12 protein-coding genes and 2 pseudogenes are annotated in these 16,750 nt (G+C 69.5%); 7 read left to right on the plus strand and 7 right to left on the minus strand.

The window, feature by feature from the left end:
- Positions 1–54: 54 nt before the first annotated feature.
- The 3 genes from ACFVS6_RS41280 to ACFVS6_RS41290 form a co-directional block, all read right to left on the minus strand.
- A complete protein-coding gene (locus tag ACFVS6_RS41280) occupies positions 55–336 on the minus strand; it encodes a hypothetical protein (RefSeq protein WP_389711684.1) in 282 nt (93 codons plus the stop codon).
- An 83-nt stretch (positions 337–419) separates the two neighbouring features.
- Positions 420–1,133 (minus strand): hypothetical protein, encoded by a 714-nt coding sequence (locus ACFVS6_RS41285; protein ID WP_389711685.1) that lies wholly within the window; start codon positions 1,131–1,133, stop codon positions 420–422.
- A 29-nt stretch (positions 1,134–1,162) separates the two neighbouring features.
- Positions 1,163–1,750, minus strand: coding sequence for an RNA polymerase sigma factor (locus ACFVS6_RS41290; protein ID WP_389711686.1), 588 nt, complete (start codon positions 1,748–1,750; stop codon positions 1,163–1,165).
- Between the two features lie 441 nt (positions 1,751–2,191).
- Here ACFVS6_RS41290 and ACFVS6_RS41295 point away from each other — a divergent pair, with 441 nt between their 5' ends.
- Together ACFVS6_RS41295 and ACFVS6_RS41300 are read left to right on the plus strand one after the other, a co-directional pair.
- Positions 2,192–3,625, plus strand: coding sequence for a hypothetical protein (locus ACFVS6_RS41295; protein ID WP_389711687.1), 1,434 nt, complete (start codon positions 2,192–2,194; stop codon positions 3,623–3,625).
- Positions 3,626–3,633: 8 nt separating this feature from the next.
- Positions 3,634–7,971, plus strand: coding sequence for an AAA family ATPase (locus ACFVS6_RS41300; RefSeq protein WP_389711688.1), 4,338 nt, complete (start codon positions 3,634–3,636; stop codon positions 7,969–7,971).
- Between the two features lie 112 nt (positions 7,972–8,083).
- Here ACFVS6_RS41300 and ACFVS6_RS41305 read toward each other — a convergent pair whose 3' ends face one another.
- The 4 genes from ACFVS6_RS41305 to ACFVS6_RS41320 form a co-directional block, all read right to left on the minus strand.
- A complete protein-coding gene (locus ACFVS6_RS41305; RefSeq protein ID WP_389711689.1) occupies positions 8,084–8,446 on the minus strand; it encodes a hypothetical protein in 363 nt (120 codons plus the stop codon).
- Between the two features lie 163 nt (positions 8,447–8,609).
- Positions 8,610–9,182: a hypothetical protein gene (locus tag ACFVS6_RS41310; RefSeq protein ID WP_389711690.1), complete on the minus strand. Its 573-nt coding sequence runs from the start codon at positions 9,180–9,182 to the stop codon at positions 8,610–8,612.
- A 528-nt stretch (positions 9,183–9,710) separates the two neighbouring features.
- Positions 9,711–10,304, minus strand: a complete 594-nt coding sequence (locus ACFVS6_RS41315; RefSeq protein WP_389711691.1) for a hypothetical protein — start codon at positions 10,302–10,304, stop codon at positions 9,711–9,713.
- 464 nt (positions 10,305–10,768) lie between these two features.
- Positions 10,769–11,257, minus strand: coding sequence for a hypothetical protein (locus tag ACFVS6_RS41320; RefSeq protein WP_389711692.1), 489 nt, complete (start codon positions 11,255–11,257; stop codon positions 10,769–10,771).
- Positions 11,258–11,757: 500 nt separating this feature from the next.
- Between ACFVS6_RS41320 and ACFVS6_RS41325 the strand changes: the two are divergent.
- The 5 genes and pseudogenes from ACFVS6_RS41325 to ACFVS6_RS41345 all read left to right on the plus strand — a co-directional run.
- Positions 11,758–11,883, plus strand: a pseudogene (locus ACFVS6_RS41325) (zinc ribbon domain-containing protein); the annotation flags it as partial.
- A gap of 258 nt (positions 11,884–12,141) precedes the next feature.
- Entirely contained in the window at positions 12,142–12,507 is a 366-nt protein-coding gene (locus tag ACFVS6_RS41330; RefSeq protein WP_389711696.1) for a hypothetical protein, read from the plus strand.
- A gap of 21 nt (positions 12,508–12,528) precedes the next feature.
- Positions 12,529–15,651, plus strand: coding sequence for an ATP-binding protein (locus ACFVS6_RS41335; protein WP_389711693.1), 3,123 nt, complete (start codon positions 12,529–12,531; stop codon positions 15,649–15,651).
- Entirely contained in the window at positions 15,651–16,286 is a 636-nt protein-coding gene (locus ACFVS6_RS41340) for a hypothetical protein (RefSeq protein WP_389711694.1), read from the plus strand. Before ACFVS6_RS41335 ends, ACFVS6_RS41340 begins: the two co-directional genes overlap by 1 nt.
- Positions 16,287–16,301: 15 nt before the next feature.
- Positions 16,302–16,750: pseudogene (locus tag ACFVS6_RS41345) on the plus strand (hypothetical protein); the annotation flags it as partial.

Consider the following 16,750-nt stretch of genomic DNA (forward strand, 5'->3'; position numbering starts at 1 on the left):
CGCCTCCACGTGTGCTGGAGGCGGGGGCATCGTCACGCCGACGCTGACGGGGGGTTAGCCCTCGCGCAAGCGCAGAGCCTTGCGGGCGATGTCGTACGCCATGCTCGCGATGGACAGGGCGACCAGGGAGTAGACGTAGACGGGCTCGGTAGGTGCGTTCCCGGACGCGATCGTGCCGGCGAGGATGCTGCTGCCGGTGACGGCGGTCGCCCCGGTGAGGCTCACCCGCTGGGGAAGGGGCAGCGACAAGGTGATGCGGCGGCCCTGGGGCACGGAGTTCGCAGTGTTCTCCTCGGTCGGCTTGCTCGGCTGGGGGGCGGTCGCCTGCTGCAGCATGGTGCCTCTCCTCGGTACTGCGGGGGGGGGTGGGCGCGCCGTGTGGCCGCCTCGTAGTGAAGTGGCCCGCCCCCTCAGCAGCGTTACACCTTCTCCCTGTGCGAATGAGAGCGGTGATCCTCATGCGCAGCGGCTCCTGAGTCGTGGTGGAACTTGATGCGGTGCAGCACGACCCGGATCACGCGTCGCGGCGTAGTGACGTTCAGCAACACCACGGCCATCATGCTGCTGAAGACCAAGGTTCCTTCGTCAAGGGCCCCGGTGATCATCAGAACCATGCCGGTGATTGCTACGGCCATGGCGAAGGCATCGATCGACAGTCGGACGGTGTTGTAGCGATCGATCGGCTTGCCGTCCGCCGTGACCGGTCCGCTGCAAGAGGAGCACGCCTGTCGACGAGGCCCCTGTCGGCAGTACGGCGGCCGATGCCTGCCGGGCACGAGCGCGGCCGCGGACGGCTCCTCCTTGATCGCCCCGTTCTCCTCGGGGTCGGTCGCGGGGGTGGGCACCGGCGTACGGAAGTCCTTGGCGGAGTTCTCGGGTGCGGGGAAGCCGGGCAGGCCCAGTTCCTCGCGCATTGCCTCGCCGTCACGGATCAGACGCGCCACCAGCGCCTGGTGGTCCTTCTCCTCCGCGGTCAGTTCGAAGGACGCCCAAGCCTCTTCCTCCTCGTCGGGCGGGCCGAAGAGCGGCTCGTCGGGTTCTCCCTCGACGAGCAGCGCGTACAGAGCGGCCGCCGCCTGAGCGTCGAGGCCGTCGAGGCCGGGGAATGCGCGGGCCTGGTCGGCCTCTTCCACCGAGTTGTCCGGGTGGTTCCTCGCGTCGTTCACTGGTCGTCCTCCTCCTCGCTCGTCTTGATGGCTCGTGCTCGTACTCGCGCGCGGTGGGTCTGGACGCGTTCGGCGCCCTCGTCGATGCCCTTGACCTTGGCGCGCTCCTTGGTGGAGAGCCCCTCGTCGACGAGACGCAGGCTGTCGCGGTAGTTGGATTTGAGCTGCGGGTGGGTGAGCAGGTGCTCCAACTCGTCCAGCGTGGCCTTGTCCTCAACGGCCTGGTGCGGGATGTCCGCGGCCGCCGTGGTCACGATCTCGCCGCCGACGATCTCACGGTCGTGACCCGACTGGCAGGCCCGTTCGTGGGCCGCCTTGCGGCGCTTCTCCATCCTGAAAAGGTTGAGGAGCAAGTTCGTCCAGATCCTCCGGAAGTAGAGGATCTGGCGGTATTGCTCCCAGGCGTGCAGGAGCGGCCACTTGACCCAGAGGACCTTGAGGGCGTCCTGGGCGAGGTCCTCGGCCTGAGGGAGGGACAGACCGGACCGGACGCCGCGCCCGACGGCCTGAGGTCGGACGACGCGGACGAGCTCGGAGAACGCGAGGACTGCGTCGTCCGGCAGGCCCGGTGGGAGAGCAGGCACCTCATTGGATACCTGCCTGTCCGGGCCATCCTCCGTACGGTCCGGAGGATGATCGGTGTACTCGCTCACGTGCACCTGCTTCCCGCAGTGGCCATCAGCCCGTCCTTGCACCGGTCCCCAGGGCACACCAGCGCCCCCTTCCCAGGGAAGTGGCTCCAGGATCCCGGTCCGTTACAGCCCTGGAAGGAAAACTTTCCGGCCGCCCGCCTCCACACCAGGGCAAACGGCCCGCCCCGTGACTGTGGTGCCGGCCGGGTCGCCCCCGGGGGCCGGGGGTTGCCTTTGGGTGAAGTGCGGGCGCTGGCAGGCTAGGGGTGTCTATCGTCGGGTGGTATGGGGACCATGGGGATGGATGGTGTGGGGCGCGGGGTGCCGTTCACGGGGGAGGTTCCGGTGTTCGATGACCGGACCCGGGACGCGTGTGTGGTGGTTCCGGGGATCATGGGAAGCGTCCTGGAGGATGCCGCGACGGGCCGCCCGCTGTGGGGTGTGGACCTGGCGATGCTCACCGATGCGGCGACCGGCCGGGGCCTGCTCGGGGCCCTGCATGCGGACGAGCGGGAGCAGGCCGCCGACGCCGGCACCGCCCGGCGGGTGCCGCTGACCCGTGTCCGCGCTGCCGCGCTGCTGTCCAAGCCGTGGTGGCAGCCCGTCTTCCAGGGCCTGGACCCCTACAGTGACGCGGTCAAGACCCTGCGGGGGATCACGCTGGCGCCGGAGGCGGTGGCGCCGTTCCCTTACGACTGGCGTCTGGCCGTCTCCTACAACGGCGCCCTGCTGGCCCGCGCGGCCCGCGCCCACCTGACCCGCTGGCGCGAGCGCGTCGCCGCCCGGGAGGAGTGGCGAGGAGCCGGTGAGCGGGCGCCGCGGCTGGTGTTCGTGGCGCACTCGATGGGCGGGCTGGTGGTGCGGGCCGCACTGGAGCTGGACCCCGAGCTCGCCGCCGATACCCGGGCGGTGGTCACCGTCGGCACACCTTTCCTCGGATCGGCCAACTCCGTCCTTGCCCTCAATCTCCTGCACACCCAGGCGAAGCCGGGGTGGCTGGTGCGGCGGGTGCAGGCGATGGCGGCGACCCTGCCCGCTGTCCACGACCTGCTGCCCGGCTACCGCTGTCTGGACCTCGGGCTGGACGTCGCACGCCTCACCCCGCAGGACGTGGCCCGCTTCGGCGGCGACCCCGACCTCGCCGCCCGCTCCCTCGAGGCGCACCGCCGTTACCGTGAGGAGCCGTTCGAACTGCCGGGTCACCGGGCGGTCGTCGGAGAGGCCCAGCCCACGGTCCAGACCCTGGAGGAACAGCGACACGCCGGCCTCGCGGTCTCCGCGGGCCGACATCACGCCTTCGACATCGAGGCGGACGGCGAACTGGTCCGCGATCCGGCCACCGGCATCCCCGCCCGCCGCGACGCCTCCGGGGATGGCACCGTCCACCTGCCTTCCGCCCGTACCGGCACCGAAGCGGTCACGTACGTTCACGGCCAGCACGGCACGCTGATGCGCCACGACGAGGTCCTGCGCCAGATCCGCCGCATCGCCCTGGAGCGCCCCCAGGGGGTCCACCTCGGCGGCGACGGCACCGGCCCCGGCCTGGAAACCCCACCTCTCGGTGGCACCCTCGGCACGCTGCTCACCCTCACCGTCACCGGCCTCGACACCCCGGCGGGGGTGACCTTGAGCGTGCACTCCGCCACCACCGGCCGCCCCGGCCACCCTCTTGTCCTGCGCCCCGACCCGGACCGCACCGACAGAGCCCTCTCGGCCCGGTTCACTCCCGATGGGCCGGACCTGTACCGGGTGGTCCTGGACACCGGCCGGCACGTGCCCATCACTCAACTTGTCCTCGTCACCCCACCTGACACCACAACCCGGTAGCCGATCCCGTGACCACGCCCACCGCGGCGGACGGCACCCCGCTCCACTTCACGGACTCCGCCACCGGCGAGGGCGGCGACGGGGCGGTCGCCGGGGGTGGCGGCATCGAGCTGTTCCCGGTGAACTTCACGACCTACCGCCACCACGAGGACGTGGACACCGACCGACACGTCCAGGCCGTCGCCAACCTGCTGGCCGACTACGGCGCGCACACCACCGAATGGACGGTGCCGCCCGAGGACCGGGACCGGCAGGCGGTCGAGACCAGGCTGCGCACCTGGAAGCAACCCGGCGGTGGCCGCAACACCCTGCTGTACTGGGTCGGCCACGGCACGGCCGACTACCTCGCCCACCACGGCGCCGAGCCCCTCATCGACGACGGCGTCAACCCCCAGGACATCGCCGGCGCCATCAGCAGCCGCCAGCTCCATCCCGACAACGCCGACAGCTGGGCGATCGTCGTACTCGACGCCTGCTTCTCCACCAGCTTCGCCAGAGCCGTACACCGCGCACTCTTCGACGACAAACACACCGGCGTGCGCCGCTACCTGCTGCTGGCCACCGCCGCCCGAGGCTACGCCGAACTCGGCGCCTTCAGCCACGCCCTGCGGCGTGCTCTGCACATCACCTTCCCCACCCAGCGGGCCATCGGCCTGTCCGCACTCGGCCGCGAACTCGCCCGCCACCTCGACGGCTTCCTCGACGACCTCACCATCGACGACCACCACGACCAACTCGTCAGCCTCCGCCCCAACGCCGCAAGCGCGGTCACCGGGCCGCTGGACCAGCTCGCCGAACTCCAGACCATCATCGACCAGCTCCCCGACGACGAACGCCGCCACTTCCTCCCCAAGGCCACCGGAGCCGAACTGGGAGAGCTCGCCTGGTACTTCCACGGCCGCACCCTCCAACGCAACCAGATCCTCCACTGGCTCACCACCGCCCGCCAGGGCGCCCTGATCGTCACCGGCCCCGCCGGCGCCGGCAAATCAGCCCTGCTGGGCCACGTCCTCCTGCACACCAACAGCAGCCTGCGCGAGACCCTGACCCGCCACGGCCACCTCACCCCCCTCCCAGCAGGCATCCCCTGCCCCGACAACCCCTTCGACCTCACCCTTCACCTCGCAGGCCTCACCCCCGCCCGCGTCCTGCACCTCATCGCCCACACCGCAGGCCTCCCCCACCTCGCCCAGCAGAGCACCGACGGAACCCTCAACACCGACCTCACGACACGCCTGCTCACCGAACTGCGCGAGCGCCCCACACCACTGACCCTGCTGGTCGACGCCCTCGACGAAGCCGACCAACCCCTCGTCATCGCCGACCAGATCCTGCGCCCCCTCGCCGCCCTGCCGCGCATTCGCCTGGTCATCGGCACCCGCCGCTCCACCCACGAGGGCCCCGACCACCCGACCCCCGACGACACCGACATCCTCGACACCCTCCGCCCTGCTCCCACCCGCCACGGGTCCGGCCCCACCGTGGAACCTGAGCACGTGGAGGTGGCACAGGACCTGGAAGCCATCGCCGGATACCTGGACGCCAAACTCCGCACCGCCGCCCGACGCCGAGGCACCCTGGAGGCCGAAGGCCCCCTCATCGCCCCCGCCGTCCACCGGCTCGTCACCGCCCACCCCAAGAGCCGCAGCACCGAACCGCAGCAGTTCCTCTACGCCCGCCTCGCCGCCCACGAACTCCTCAACACCCCACACCTCCTCACCGACCCCACCCCCCTCCTCGGCCTCACCCACCGCCAACTCTTCACCCGCGCACTCGAACGCCTGGGAGTCCTGAACCCCCACTACACCCCCCTCCTGAAAGCCCTCGGCCTCGCCCAGGGCCGCGGCCTGCCAGACCAGGACGACATCTGGGCCGCCATGGCCGACGCCCTCGCCCCCGAACCGGCAACAACCCGCGACAGCGTCCCCGGCCTCCTCCGCGACGCCGCCCCCTACCTCGCCCTTGACCACGACAACGGACAGAGCGTCTACCGCCTCGCCCACCGCACCTTCACCGAACACTTCACCACCGCGCCCGACGCCGACCGGGCCCACGCGGCCATCACCGTCGGCCTCACCCGCCACACCCTTCACCATCAGGGCACACCCGGCACCGAGTCCCAGCCCGAGCAAGTCAGCCCTTACACCCGCCGCCACCTCGCCGCCCATGCCCGCCTCGGCCACACGGCCGGGGCCCTGCACACCCTCGCCGACCACCCCCAAGTCCTCGATCTCCTCGACCTCGCCGGCATCACCGCCGCCGTCCTTCACCACGGCTTGTCCCCGCGTACCCTCCCGCCCGCCATCGCCGGCACTGTCCTCCTCCAACACCACGCACGCGGCGCCACCACCGGATGGCGCCAGTGGTGGCGCCGGCTCGGTACCACCTACATCCAAGGCACCCCACCCACGACCGAACCCGGCGCACGAACCACTGGCCCCACGCTGCCGACCTTGACCGGCGGGACCGTCCGGCCACGCCAACTGCACCTCCAACTCGCAGGCCACACCTTCTGGGTGCGGGCGGTGGGGGTGTTCGCCGCGGCCGACGGTTCTCCCCGCCTCGCCACCGGTGGCAGCGATGGGACGGTGCGGATCTGGGATCCCGCCATCGGTACCCAGGTTGGTGAGCCCTTCACCGGCCACGCCGGCGCGGTTTGGGCTGTGGGGGTGTTCGCCGCGGCTGACGGTTCTCCCCGCCTCGCCACCGGTGGCAGCGATGGGACGGTGCGAATCTGGAACCCCGCCACCGGCACCCAGATCGGCGACCCCCTCACCGGCCACACCGACTGCGTGAACGCGGTGGGGGTGTTCGCCGCGGCCGACGGTTCCGCCCGCCTCGCCATCGGCAGCGCCGACGAGACGGTGCGGATCTGGGATCCCGCCACCGGCACCCAGATCGGCGACCCCCTCACTGGCCATTCCCGCACGGTGGGTGTAGTGGGGGTGTTTGTCGCGGCTGATGGCACCGCTCGCCTCGCCACCGGCGCCACGGACGGGACGGTGAGGATGTGGGACCCCGCTACCGGCACCCAGGTCGGCGACCCCCTCACCGGCCATACCAACTGGGTACGGGTAATCGGCGGGTTCGCTGCGGCCGACGGTTCTCCTCGCCTCGCCACCGGCAGTGAGGACGGGACGGTGCGGATCTGGGACCCCGCCACCGGCACCCAGATCGGCGACCCCCTCACCGGCCACACCAACGTGGTGAACGCGGTGGGGGTGTTCGCCGCGAGCGACGGTTCTCCTCGCCTCGCCACCGGCAGCGACGATGGGACGGTGCGGATCTGGGACCCCGCCACCGCGATCCAGGTCGGCGCCCCCCTCACCGGCCATACCAGCGCGGTGCGGGCTGTGAGGGTGTTCGCTGCGGCTGATGGCACCGCTCGCCTCGCCACCGGCAGCGAGGACGCGACGGTGCGGATCTGGGACCCCGCCACCGCCATCCAGGTCGCCGACCCCCTCACCGGCCACGTCCGCCTTGTGAACGCGATGGGGGTGTTCGCCGCGGCCGACGGTTCTCCCCGCCTCGCCACCGGCAGCGACGATGGGACGGTGCGGATCTGGGACCCCGCCACCGGCACCCAGATCGGCGATCCCCTCACCGGCCACACCGACTGGGTCAACGCGGTGGGGGTCTTCGCCGCAGCCGACGGCTCTCCCCGCCTCGCAACCGGCGGCAGCCACGGGACAGTGCGGATCTGGGACCCCGCCACCGGCACCCAGATCGGCGCCCCCCTCACCGGCCACACCGGCGCGGTTTGGGCTGTGGGGGTGTTCGCCGCGGCTGACGGTTCTCCCCGCCTCGCCACCGGTGGCAGCGATGGGACAGTGCGGATCTGGGACCCCGCCACCGGCACCCAGATCGGCGACCCCCTCACCGGCCACACCGACTGGGTCAACGCGGTGGGGGTCTTCGCCGCGAGCGACGGTTCTCCCCGCCTCGCCACCGGCAGCGACGATGGGACGGTGCGGATCTGGGACCCCACCACCGGCACCCAGATCGCCGAGCCCCTCACCGGCCACACCCACTGGGTGCGGGCTGTCGAGGTGTTCGCCGCGGCTGACGGTTCTCCCCGCCTCGCCACCGGCGGCAACGACGGGACGGTGCGGATCTGGGACCCCCGTACACGGACCGGGTACGTGCTTCCCTTAGCCGACAGAGTCTACGCACTGACAACAGGCCTCGGTCTGCTCATCGTTGGCACCGAATCAGGACACCACGTGATCGACTTGACATCCAGCCGACCGATGGACCTTAGCCGCCAGCTCAATGTCCAAAGCGGGTCTACGCCGCGCCGTCGTCAAAGCTCGTGGCGTGCCCGCTCTTCCCGGTCGCCCGAATGACTCTGAATCTTCTCTTCAATGCGGGCAAAGGTGAGCTCCAGCCATCGGCGTACGCCAGGTAACTGGGGTAGGGGGCGGCGGCAGAGGTTAGGAACGGGTCCGGCAGGACCGGCTACGCCGCATGGGTCACGTCATCGGATTCCGCCGGGCGGGCCTGTTTCTTGAGCCGCATGCGGGCGTCCACCAGGCGCTCGCGCGGGACACTCAACCAGTGGGGGTGGCCGGCGACGGCGGTCGACAGCTCTCGGAGCTCGGCTCGGATCCGCTCGGCCGCCTCTTTCTGCTCGTCGGTCCAGCCGGGGCTGTCGGGCACGTCACCACGGTGGGAAAACCGCTCGCCCCGCTTCCAGCCGGCCATGGGCTCCACACTCCAGGGCAGGTCGGCCAGGTAGGCGCGGTGTTCCGCGTGGGCGCGGTGGAGGCGGTCCTGGAGCTGGAGGAGATCGTCGGGGAAGGGGGGCTCGGCGTCAGTCACTCCGACATCGGAAATCTGTTCGATTTCTGTGGGGAAGTCGCCACCCCGAGCCGTCACCTGTTCGGACTCCGGCTCGTCGGTGCCGACGCCGTAGCGGCCGAGGATATGGGCGCGACCGGCACCTCGGTGTGGCAGAGCGGCGGAGTCTCCTGTCCGAAGGGCTTCACAGGAGGCGACGTCCGGGGAACGTCCACTGCGGCGGGATCGCCGCGATCACTACGGGCGCTGCGCCAGGAACCGGATCGGCCGGAGTCGCTGCGGGACGGCACGTGGGTCGGTTCAGGCTCGACTTCGATCGCGCATCGTCCTGCCGGGGCGGAGGCAACGCAAGTACACCCTCCTGAAGTTCGGTGAGCCGGTCGCGATCCGCGTCCGTCACCCAGAACTTGTCGATCTTGGTGCCCCTGCGGTACTCAACGGGGACGATCGTTCCGGCCGCCGTCCGGCGCACGAGATCGTCGAACAGGACGTCCCGCGGCTTGGGAGTGACGTGCGGCTTGCGGCATCGGCAAACCCCGTCCGGGCACGGATAAACGGCCCGCAGGTCGCAGACCCAGAAGCCCATGGCTCGGTAGCCGGAGATGACACGAAGGTCGCCGATCTTCGCGATGACGTGGGCGGGCAGGTCGTTGCTCCGAGTCCACTGCGTGTCCCTGCGGCGCGCGTAGTCAGCCCGATCGGTGTGCCAGGACCGAATGATGCCCTGCTTCGCTGCCTTCGCCGCGCGGGCCTTCACACTGGCAGGACCGTCGGCGCCGGCCGAGGACAGCTGGACCTCCCACCCGAGGGCTGAAGCTGGGGATCGGCAGGGCGCCGAAGTCCTGTAACGGCAGGCCACCGACTGCGGCGTCTTCAACGAACGGTACGGGCTACTTGATACGGATCCTCTGGTGGACGAACTGTGGCCGTTCGGCTTGGACCGGGATGCTACGCCGACGCCTCCATGGCAGTGAAATGACACGCAACAGGCCCCGGACCGAGCCGGTCCGTGCGGCGAGCAGCTCCCGCTACGGCCGGTCAGGTCTGCTGCCCGAGGAGCCCCCGGTGTGCCATATGGGTCGTGCGAATACTGCGCTGCACCCGAGATCGATCTGTAGGCCACAGGACGTCGGATCAGCTGTGGCCGAACAGCTTCGGCTCTACGCCCGTCAGGGGCGTGAGCTTCAGGTAGACATGAACTGGAGGAGCAGCTCAAGGGCCTGCATTCCTCAGAGTTCAAGGCTTCCAGGCGTATGAAACGATGCCGAGCCGATGGGATGACCTCTCAAAGCGATTCCTTCACGGCCCTGGCCATGAACTTCTGCAACGAGGCCAGCTGCTGTTCTGTTGCCGAGCGGATGGCCGCATGGGCTCCAGGTACGTCAGGGGTGTTCTCGGGCCCGGCGCCGTAGGCGCCATTCACCAGCTTTCCTAGAAGGATGTAGGCGACGACGATTTCGTCAAGGTCACGTCTGCCGTCCTCGGTCGTGACCAGGCGGACTGTCTCGATCGCCCTCTGGAGGTCCGTGAATGCCGGCGTGTAGTCGTCATCGAACAGCTTGGTCCTGGCTTCGTCGGTCTGATTGGGATTGAGACTGATGATCGAGAGGTTGTTGGCCTCGATGATGAACTTGTTCGTCATCGAGGCCAGATCGACGTAGGCCTGCCTTCGGATGTCGGCACGCCGTTCCTGGTCGGCTCCTTGTCGCTCCGCCACCGCATTCTGGCGTGAGGCTTTCGCTTCGCCGTGGACCAGGAAGCTTCCCGTCAGGGCTGTGAGAGAGCCGATCAGGGCACCACCGAGGGCGGCGATGACGGTAAGCCGTTGTGTCCGCCGCTCGCGGGCCGCGGCATTCTCGATTTCGTTGTTCTCCGGCATGTGCAATGGGTACCGCTGCCGTGGCGAAGCGCCACATCCAATCACCTGTAGGGATGAAGGCAGCGCCTTCGACGAGGCCCTACGACGGTCGCGGTGCGCCCCCTGCAGTACCTGGGGATGGCGGCGGAGCCGCTTCGGACGGTCGGGCTCTCCGTCGCCGCAGCTTGGCCCGTGGGGTCGAACGCCGTGCCCGCGGAGAGAGCCTGGGTCTCGGCCGGGTCGGTTGCTCTTGTGAACGTGGCTGGTGTCGGGGCTATTGCCTCTTCAGCAGTGGCGGGTGCCGAGTAGAGCTCCGTGAGCTGGCGTAGGAGCCGTGCGTAGACCTCGCGTTCCGGCGGGCGGTCCATCGGCAACGCGCGGTTGTCGAAGTCGAGGCGAGGCACGGTCTCGACGGCCCCGCCGCGCAGGACCGTTCAGCGGGCGGGCCCGTTCGTGCCGCGGAGGATGGCGAGGATCCGCGCATGTCAGGTCTTGTCGGGGATGGTGTCATCAATGATGATCTCGGGCTCGGGATCAGTCGGGCCACTGGCTGCCTTGATCCGGTCGATCGCGGGAGCGAGGGCGTCGTATACACGCCGGGAAGCAGCTGTGTTCTCACGCTCGCCATTCATCTTGGACGGGTGAGCGTTCGCGTCCAGCTCCTTGAGGTACGCGACCAGGTTGGTGCCGGTCATGGTCACACGTACCAGCCCTCGACCTGCTTGAGGTCCGGCTGCGATCGCGGACGTCGTGGCCTTGACGTCGTTTGTGGCGCGGTCTGACGGCTTCGTCTCCTCCCATAGGTCTTTGGGGCACACGATCGAGACCCGGGCCAGGCCGGCTGCCTTGGTGAGCCGTGCGGAGTGCTCGGGTGGGGACTGAACGCATCCCATCGCCAGCGTGAGCAATCCAATGAGAAGAGCAGCCTGACCTGTGGCACGAGAGCGCCTGGAACGACAGAGGTGGGTAATCATCAGCCGATCATTAACTCGCCGCAGCACAGCGCGGATGCTTTCCGCTCAGCATCATCAGAATGGGTGCATCAGAATGTCGAGCCCGCCGCGCGTCCCATCGGTACGTGCTCGGGCAAGTCGGCTCGACATGCGCTGAGGGTCCCTAAGTTCCTTCGCTTCTGCTCCGGGTGATGTCGGGGGCCGTCCGCAGTGCCCCCTCGAACCGCGGGCGGACTCGCACCCGGTACTGATCTTCTCGCTGATGATCTTGTCGCGGAGGTCGTGAGCGGTCATGACGGCCATGCGGGCACGGTAGTGCGGGCGGTTCGCGCGTGTCCGGGGAACGAAGAGGCGTCCGCCCGCCCGGAGGGGAGACCGCGGGCGACAAACGGCCTCCGACGGTCCGTTCGGTGAGCGCGGAGGGGCGATAGGACTACGGCTCGTGTGCGGCGAGCCACGGAAAGTCCTCGGCATCACCTGATGGCGCAAAGTGAGCTAGTTTGGTTTCAGGGAACAAGATCATGCGCTGCCCTACGTGTGGATACGAGAACCAGGCCAGTACTGCCTACTGCGAGCGGTGCCGGACTGCGATGACCCGTCCCTGTCCGGCTTGCGGCGAGCCGGTGGGAATGCAAGCCGGCAGTTGCCCGTCCTGCGGAGCCGCGCGAACGGCATCGTCCCCTTCCGGCCCTTCCTCCCCTTCAGGCCCTGCCCCTCCTCTGCGCCCAAGTCGGCCACCGTCCTTCCCGGCAGATCCTGTGCCGCCTCGGCCCCGCGATGAGTACCTGGCGGAGCGCTTCCGGGCGGAGGCAGCACCCCCGCAGCAGACGCGGCCCGAGCACGGAGGCTCCGCCGAATTCACGGGCGTGGTACGCGACTTTCAGGTGCGCCGGGAACAGTGGTCAGTGAACAACGCCGTCGACGTGGAGATCTGGCACTTCCGTGTCGAGCGGCACGACGCCCGCGGCAATCGTCTTGAGACCATCCCCGTGGAAATGCGCGGGATTTCCTATTCCGGCTCGGTGAGCAACGGCGACCAAGTGCACGTCAGCGGCCGCTGGCGCCGGGGAACCCTGCATGCCGAAGAGCTCATGAACCTCACGACCCGTGCTCAGGTGAAGGGCAAGTTCTCCGGGCGTCTGACGAAGGTGGCCATGGTCTTCGCCATCATCTTCGTGCTCGCGGTGATTGGTTTCCTCGTCAGCGTTTTCATCTCCGTGGGCTCGGGGCCCGCGGGGCCGCCGAAGAACTGGCCGCCAACGCCGCCCTGACCACCGGATGAGGGAGCCGAGATGTTCACCGACCCTGTCAGCACGGACGCCGTCGACTATCTCCAGCGGCTCGCTTTCACCCCGTACCTGTCCGGCATCGGCAACGCGGTCCCGCTGGCCGCCCGGCGTGCAGTCAGGGTGACCGGAGTCGGACAGCCGGTCCGTGTCCCCGCGCCTCAGGCCGTCCCCGGTGCCGGGGAAAGGAGTGACGAGACGAGGTTCGAGCCGCCCACCCTGCCCCTCCTGGTGGGGCTCGCCGGAGCCGGTACCCCGATCGCGTTCCTGGTCGACGGGAGCAGCCAGGGTGTTTCCCTGCGCCTGGGAACCTGGGCCGGAGCCGACCCCGGTGCCCCCGCCGACGACGGGTCGCTGGACGCCCGGCAGGCGACGTTCCTCTCCGTACTCGGCGGCTGCTACCCAGCCGTCGACGTCTGTGCCGCCGGGGTCGCCACACCGTCACTGGGACGTGGCGCGATCGCCCTGGGTGTACCCGGAGCCGCGTCCGTCGACCCACGTGACGGTGCACTGCCCCTGGACCGGCTGTTGAGGTCGATGAACGGACGGACCTGGGCGGCCCTGGTGCTCGCGCAGCCCGTCGGGGCCGCAGCGCTGAGCGCCGACCGCGACCGGGTCCTCAACGAGATGCGCATGGTAGCCGCCGCAGTGGAGGCCGTCGGCCTGAGCAGCCCGCTGGCCGACCACTACCTGAAACTGCTGAAGTCCCGTCTGGAGGCGCTCGCCGACGCCCAGGCCCGTGGCGGCTGGCGCACGGCCGTCTACCTGTCCGGCGCACACCCCGATGACCTGACCGCCCTGTGCGGAGCCTGGCGCGCGGTGTTCTCAGGGACCACATCGGTGCCCGAACCGGTGCGAGCCATCGAGCACCCAGCCGTCGCCGACCTGGCCGCCCACTGGGCGCTGCCGGACGATCCCGAGCGGCCCGGCCCCAATGCCTACCGCCACCCGTACGCGGCCCAGACACTGCTGAGCTCGGCACAACTGGCCGCCTACCTGCACCTGCCCAACATGGAGACCCTGGGCTTCGCCATCAGCCTCGTACCGAGGTTCGACATCGTCGCGCCGGCTGTGAGAGCCGGGGAACCGCACCTGCTCGTCGGCCAGGTGATGGACAACCACAGGACCACCCCCGGCCGCTACGGGGTACCGCTGCGGTCTCTGACCCGCCACGTCTTCATCCCCGGTACGACCGGGTCCGGCAAGACCAACACGATCATGGGGCTGCTGCTGGAGGCCACGGCCCACGGCGTGCCGTTCATGGTCATCGAGCCGGCCAAGGCCGAGTACCGGTCGCTGATCGCGCACCCCGTGCTCGGCCGGAACCTGCAGGTCTTCACCGCGGGCAAGGCCACCGTCGGCCCGCTCGTCCTGAACCCGTTCGAGGTGCCGGTCGGGACGACCGTGAGCGAGCACCTCGATCTGCTGCGCGCGGTGTTCACCGCCTCCTTTGGCATGTGGACGCCCCTGCCCCAGATCCTTGAGCACTGCCTACACGAGGTGTACACCGACCGCGGATGGGATCTGCGTACGGACACCAACAGCCGCTTGGACGAAGAAGCCGAGGTCACGGAGGCGTTCCCCGATCTGTCCGACCTGATCGCCAAAGTCAGCGAGGTCATCCCGGCCCTGGGCTACGAGGACCGCATCGCGGGCGACATGCGAGCCGCCCTGGTGACCCGGCTGGAGTCACTGCGCAGGGGATCCAAGGGCGCGATGCTCAACGTCGCGCGCTCACTTCCCAACGCCGTGCTCTTCGACCGGCCCACCGTGGTGGAGCTGGAAGCCCTCGGCGACGAGGGCGACAAGGCGTTCTTCACCGGTCTGCTGCTGATCCGCCTGGCGGAGTACCGCCGGGCCCGGGGGCAGTCGCGCGAACTCGTACACCTGCTGGTCGTGGAAGAGGCCCACCGTCTGCTGGCCAACGTGCACGCCGGACAGTCGTCCGAGGCGTCCGCCGACCCTCGGGGCCAAGCGGTGGAGACCTTCTCGAACCTCCTCTCGGAGATCCGCGCCTACGGCCAGGGAGTGGTCATCGCAGACCAGGTCCCCGTCCGCCTGGCCCCCGACGTCATCAAGAACACCAACCTGAAGGTCGCGCACCGCATCGTCTCCGCGGACGACCAGGCGGTGCTGGCCGGCGCCATGGCCATGGACGAGCTGCAGGCCAAGGCGCTCACCACACTCGGCGTCGGCGAGGCGGCGGTGTTCAGCGGCGGGGACGACGCACCGCTCCTCGTCCGGATCCCACCGGTGAAGGACCCGCTCGCCCCGCACCCGCCGCCGGACACGGACGTCCGGGCCCACATGGAGGCCTGGAGTCAAGCGGGCTCCTTCGCCGACTACTTCCGGATCCGCAGATTCTGCGCCGAGACCTGCCTCTCGACGGCAGCGTGCGACGCGGCCAGGAATCTCGTCGACGACGAGTACGTGCAGCAGGCCCTGTCGCGCGTCGTGACCACCACCATCGACGAGCCCTCGGCCCTGGACCGGCTCTGGGAGGACCTGACCACAGCCATCGGCGCCAGACGCCCACCCACCGTCCCCCTCGACGACCTCCTGCGCGCCTACGCCGGACACGGAACCGACTGGCTCGCGACCCGGAGGGGAGCCCAGCGGTCCTGGACCTACACCGACACCGCAGAGTTCCGTACGCACCTGCGCGCCGTGTTCCTCGATCGGCTGGATACCGGCGGGCGCGAAGCGGCCTCCTTGACGGCGGCACTCCAGCAGACCGTCCACCGCCTCCACGCCCGCCAGTTCGCGCCGTATCCGGCCTGCCATCTCGTCTGCTCCCAGGATCCCCCGCTCTGCCTCTACCGCTCCGCCGTAGCGGACCTGGTGGCCGGCCGCCGCTACCATCCGGCGTGGCGCGAGGCCGACCAGAACGACGGCGCCTCCGAGGACAAGCGCCGGGGTCGGACGTGGGAGGTGTGCCAGGACGCCGCGTACGAACTGATCGAGTTCCCGACAGAGGATGTCCCGCAGGAGGCCAGGCAGAAGCTGGACACTGCGGCCCGGCGAGTCTGCCTCTGCTTCGAGCAGCAGATGCTCGCGGACGACCGGCGCAAGGTACCCCGTACGACGCGCCGCATCCTCGCACGGGTGCTGAAAGAGGCGGGCCTGTAATGGGAATGCTCGACAAGCCCCGGGCCATGTCCGAGATAGACGCCTCGGCCAAGGACCAGATGATCCAGGTGCTGGAGCGGGCAGGGCTGCCGTCCATAGTCGCCAAGGCGGCGGGGGGAAAGGCAGCTGTCGTCTCGGGAGACGGAGGCATGGGCGGCATAGGGGGCCTGGACGTGAGTCCCAAGGCCAAGGCAGGCGTGTCCGCCGAAGCGGCCGTACCCGGCACCGGGTTGCTGGCGTCCGGATCATCGAAGGCGAAGTTCGGGGAAGGCGTCGATCTGGGAGTACGGCTCGAGACGGGCGGTGCGGGCAAGCGGTCGGGGCAGGATCCCGGTGAACCGGACGGGGCGGAGAAGGAGTCTGACGAAGCCGATGATGTTGACGCCCACGCCGCTGCCGATGCCGACAGGGAGCTGTTGCCCGACCGGTTCGACCCCTATGCCGGCCTCGACGGCCGGATGAACACAAGACTGACGCCCGAATCGCTTGGGCTTGTCGGATTCCACAACACCTCGGAGAGCCTTGCGGCGACAGCCCCGGCCGAGCTGGATCCTCGGCCACTCGCACCCTCAATGTCAGGCCCGGGTGGCCCCGCCGCAATCAGGTCCTTCATCACCAAGGCCCTTCTTTCCTAGTTGGGGGCGATCATCATGTCCGAGCGCGACAGGGAAACCTCGGCCACCGAGCGGCCCCAGGAGAGCACCGATACCGCATCCCGCACCGAGCGGCCCGACCTGCCGTCGGCAAGCAGGCCCGAGGGCGAGTCGGACAAGGGCTCCCGTACCTCGGAGCAACCGGAGTCAGGGAGAAGTGCCCACCAGGGCGAGCGGCCGGACCTGGGCTCCCGCGGCTCGACGGCAACGGAAACCCCCGACCTCTCGGGAAACGAAGAGAGTCCGTATGCGGAGGAGCCGGATATCGGCTTCGGCAGGGAGCCTGAAGGTAACCCGGAGAGTCCGTATGCGGAGGAGCCGGATATCGGCTTCGGCAGGGAGCCTGAGGGCAACCCGGAGAGTCCGTATGCGGAGGAGCCGGATATCGGCTTCGGCAGGGAGCCTGAGGGCAACCCGGAGAGTCCGTATGCGGAGGAGCCGGATAT

It is taken from the genome of Streptomyces sp. NPDC057939, assembly GCF_042887545.1.
Classification (GTDB): domain Bacteria; phylum Actinomycetota; class Actinomycetes; order Streptomycetales; family Streptomycetaceae; genus Streptomyces.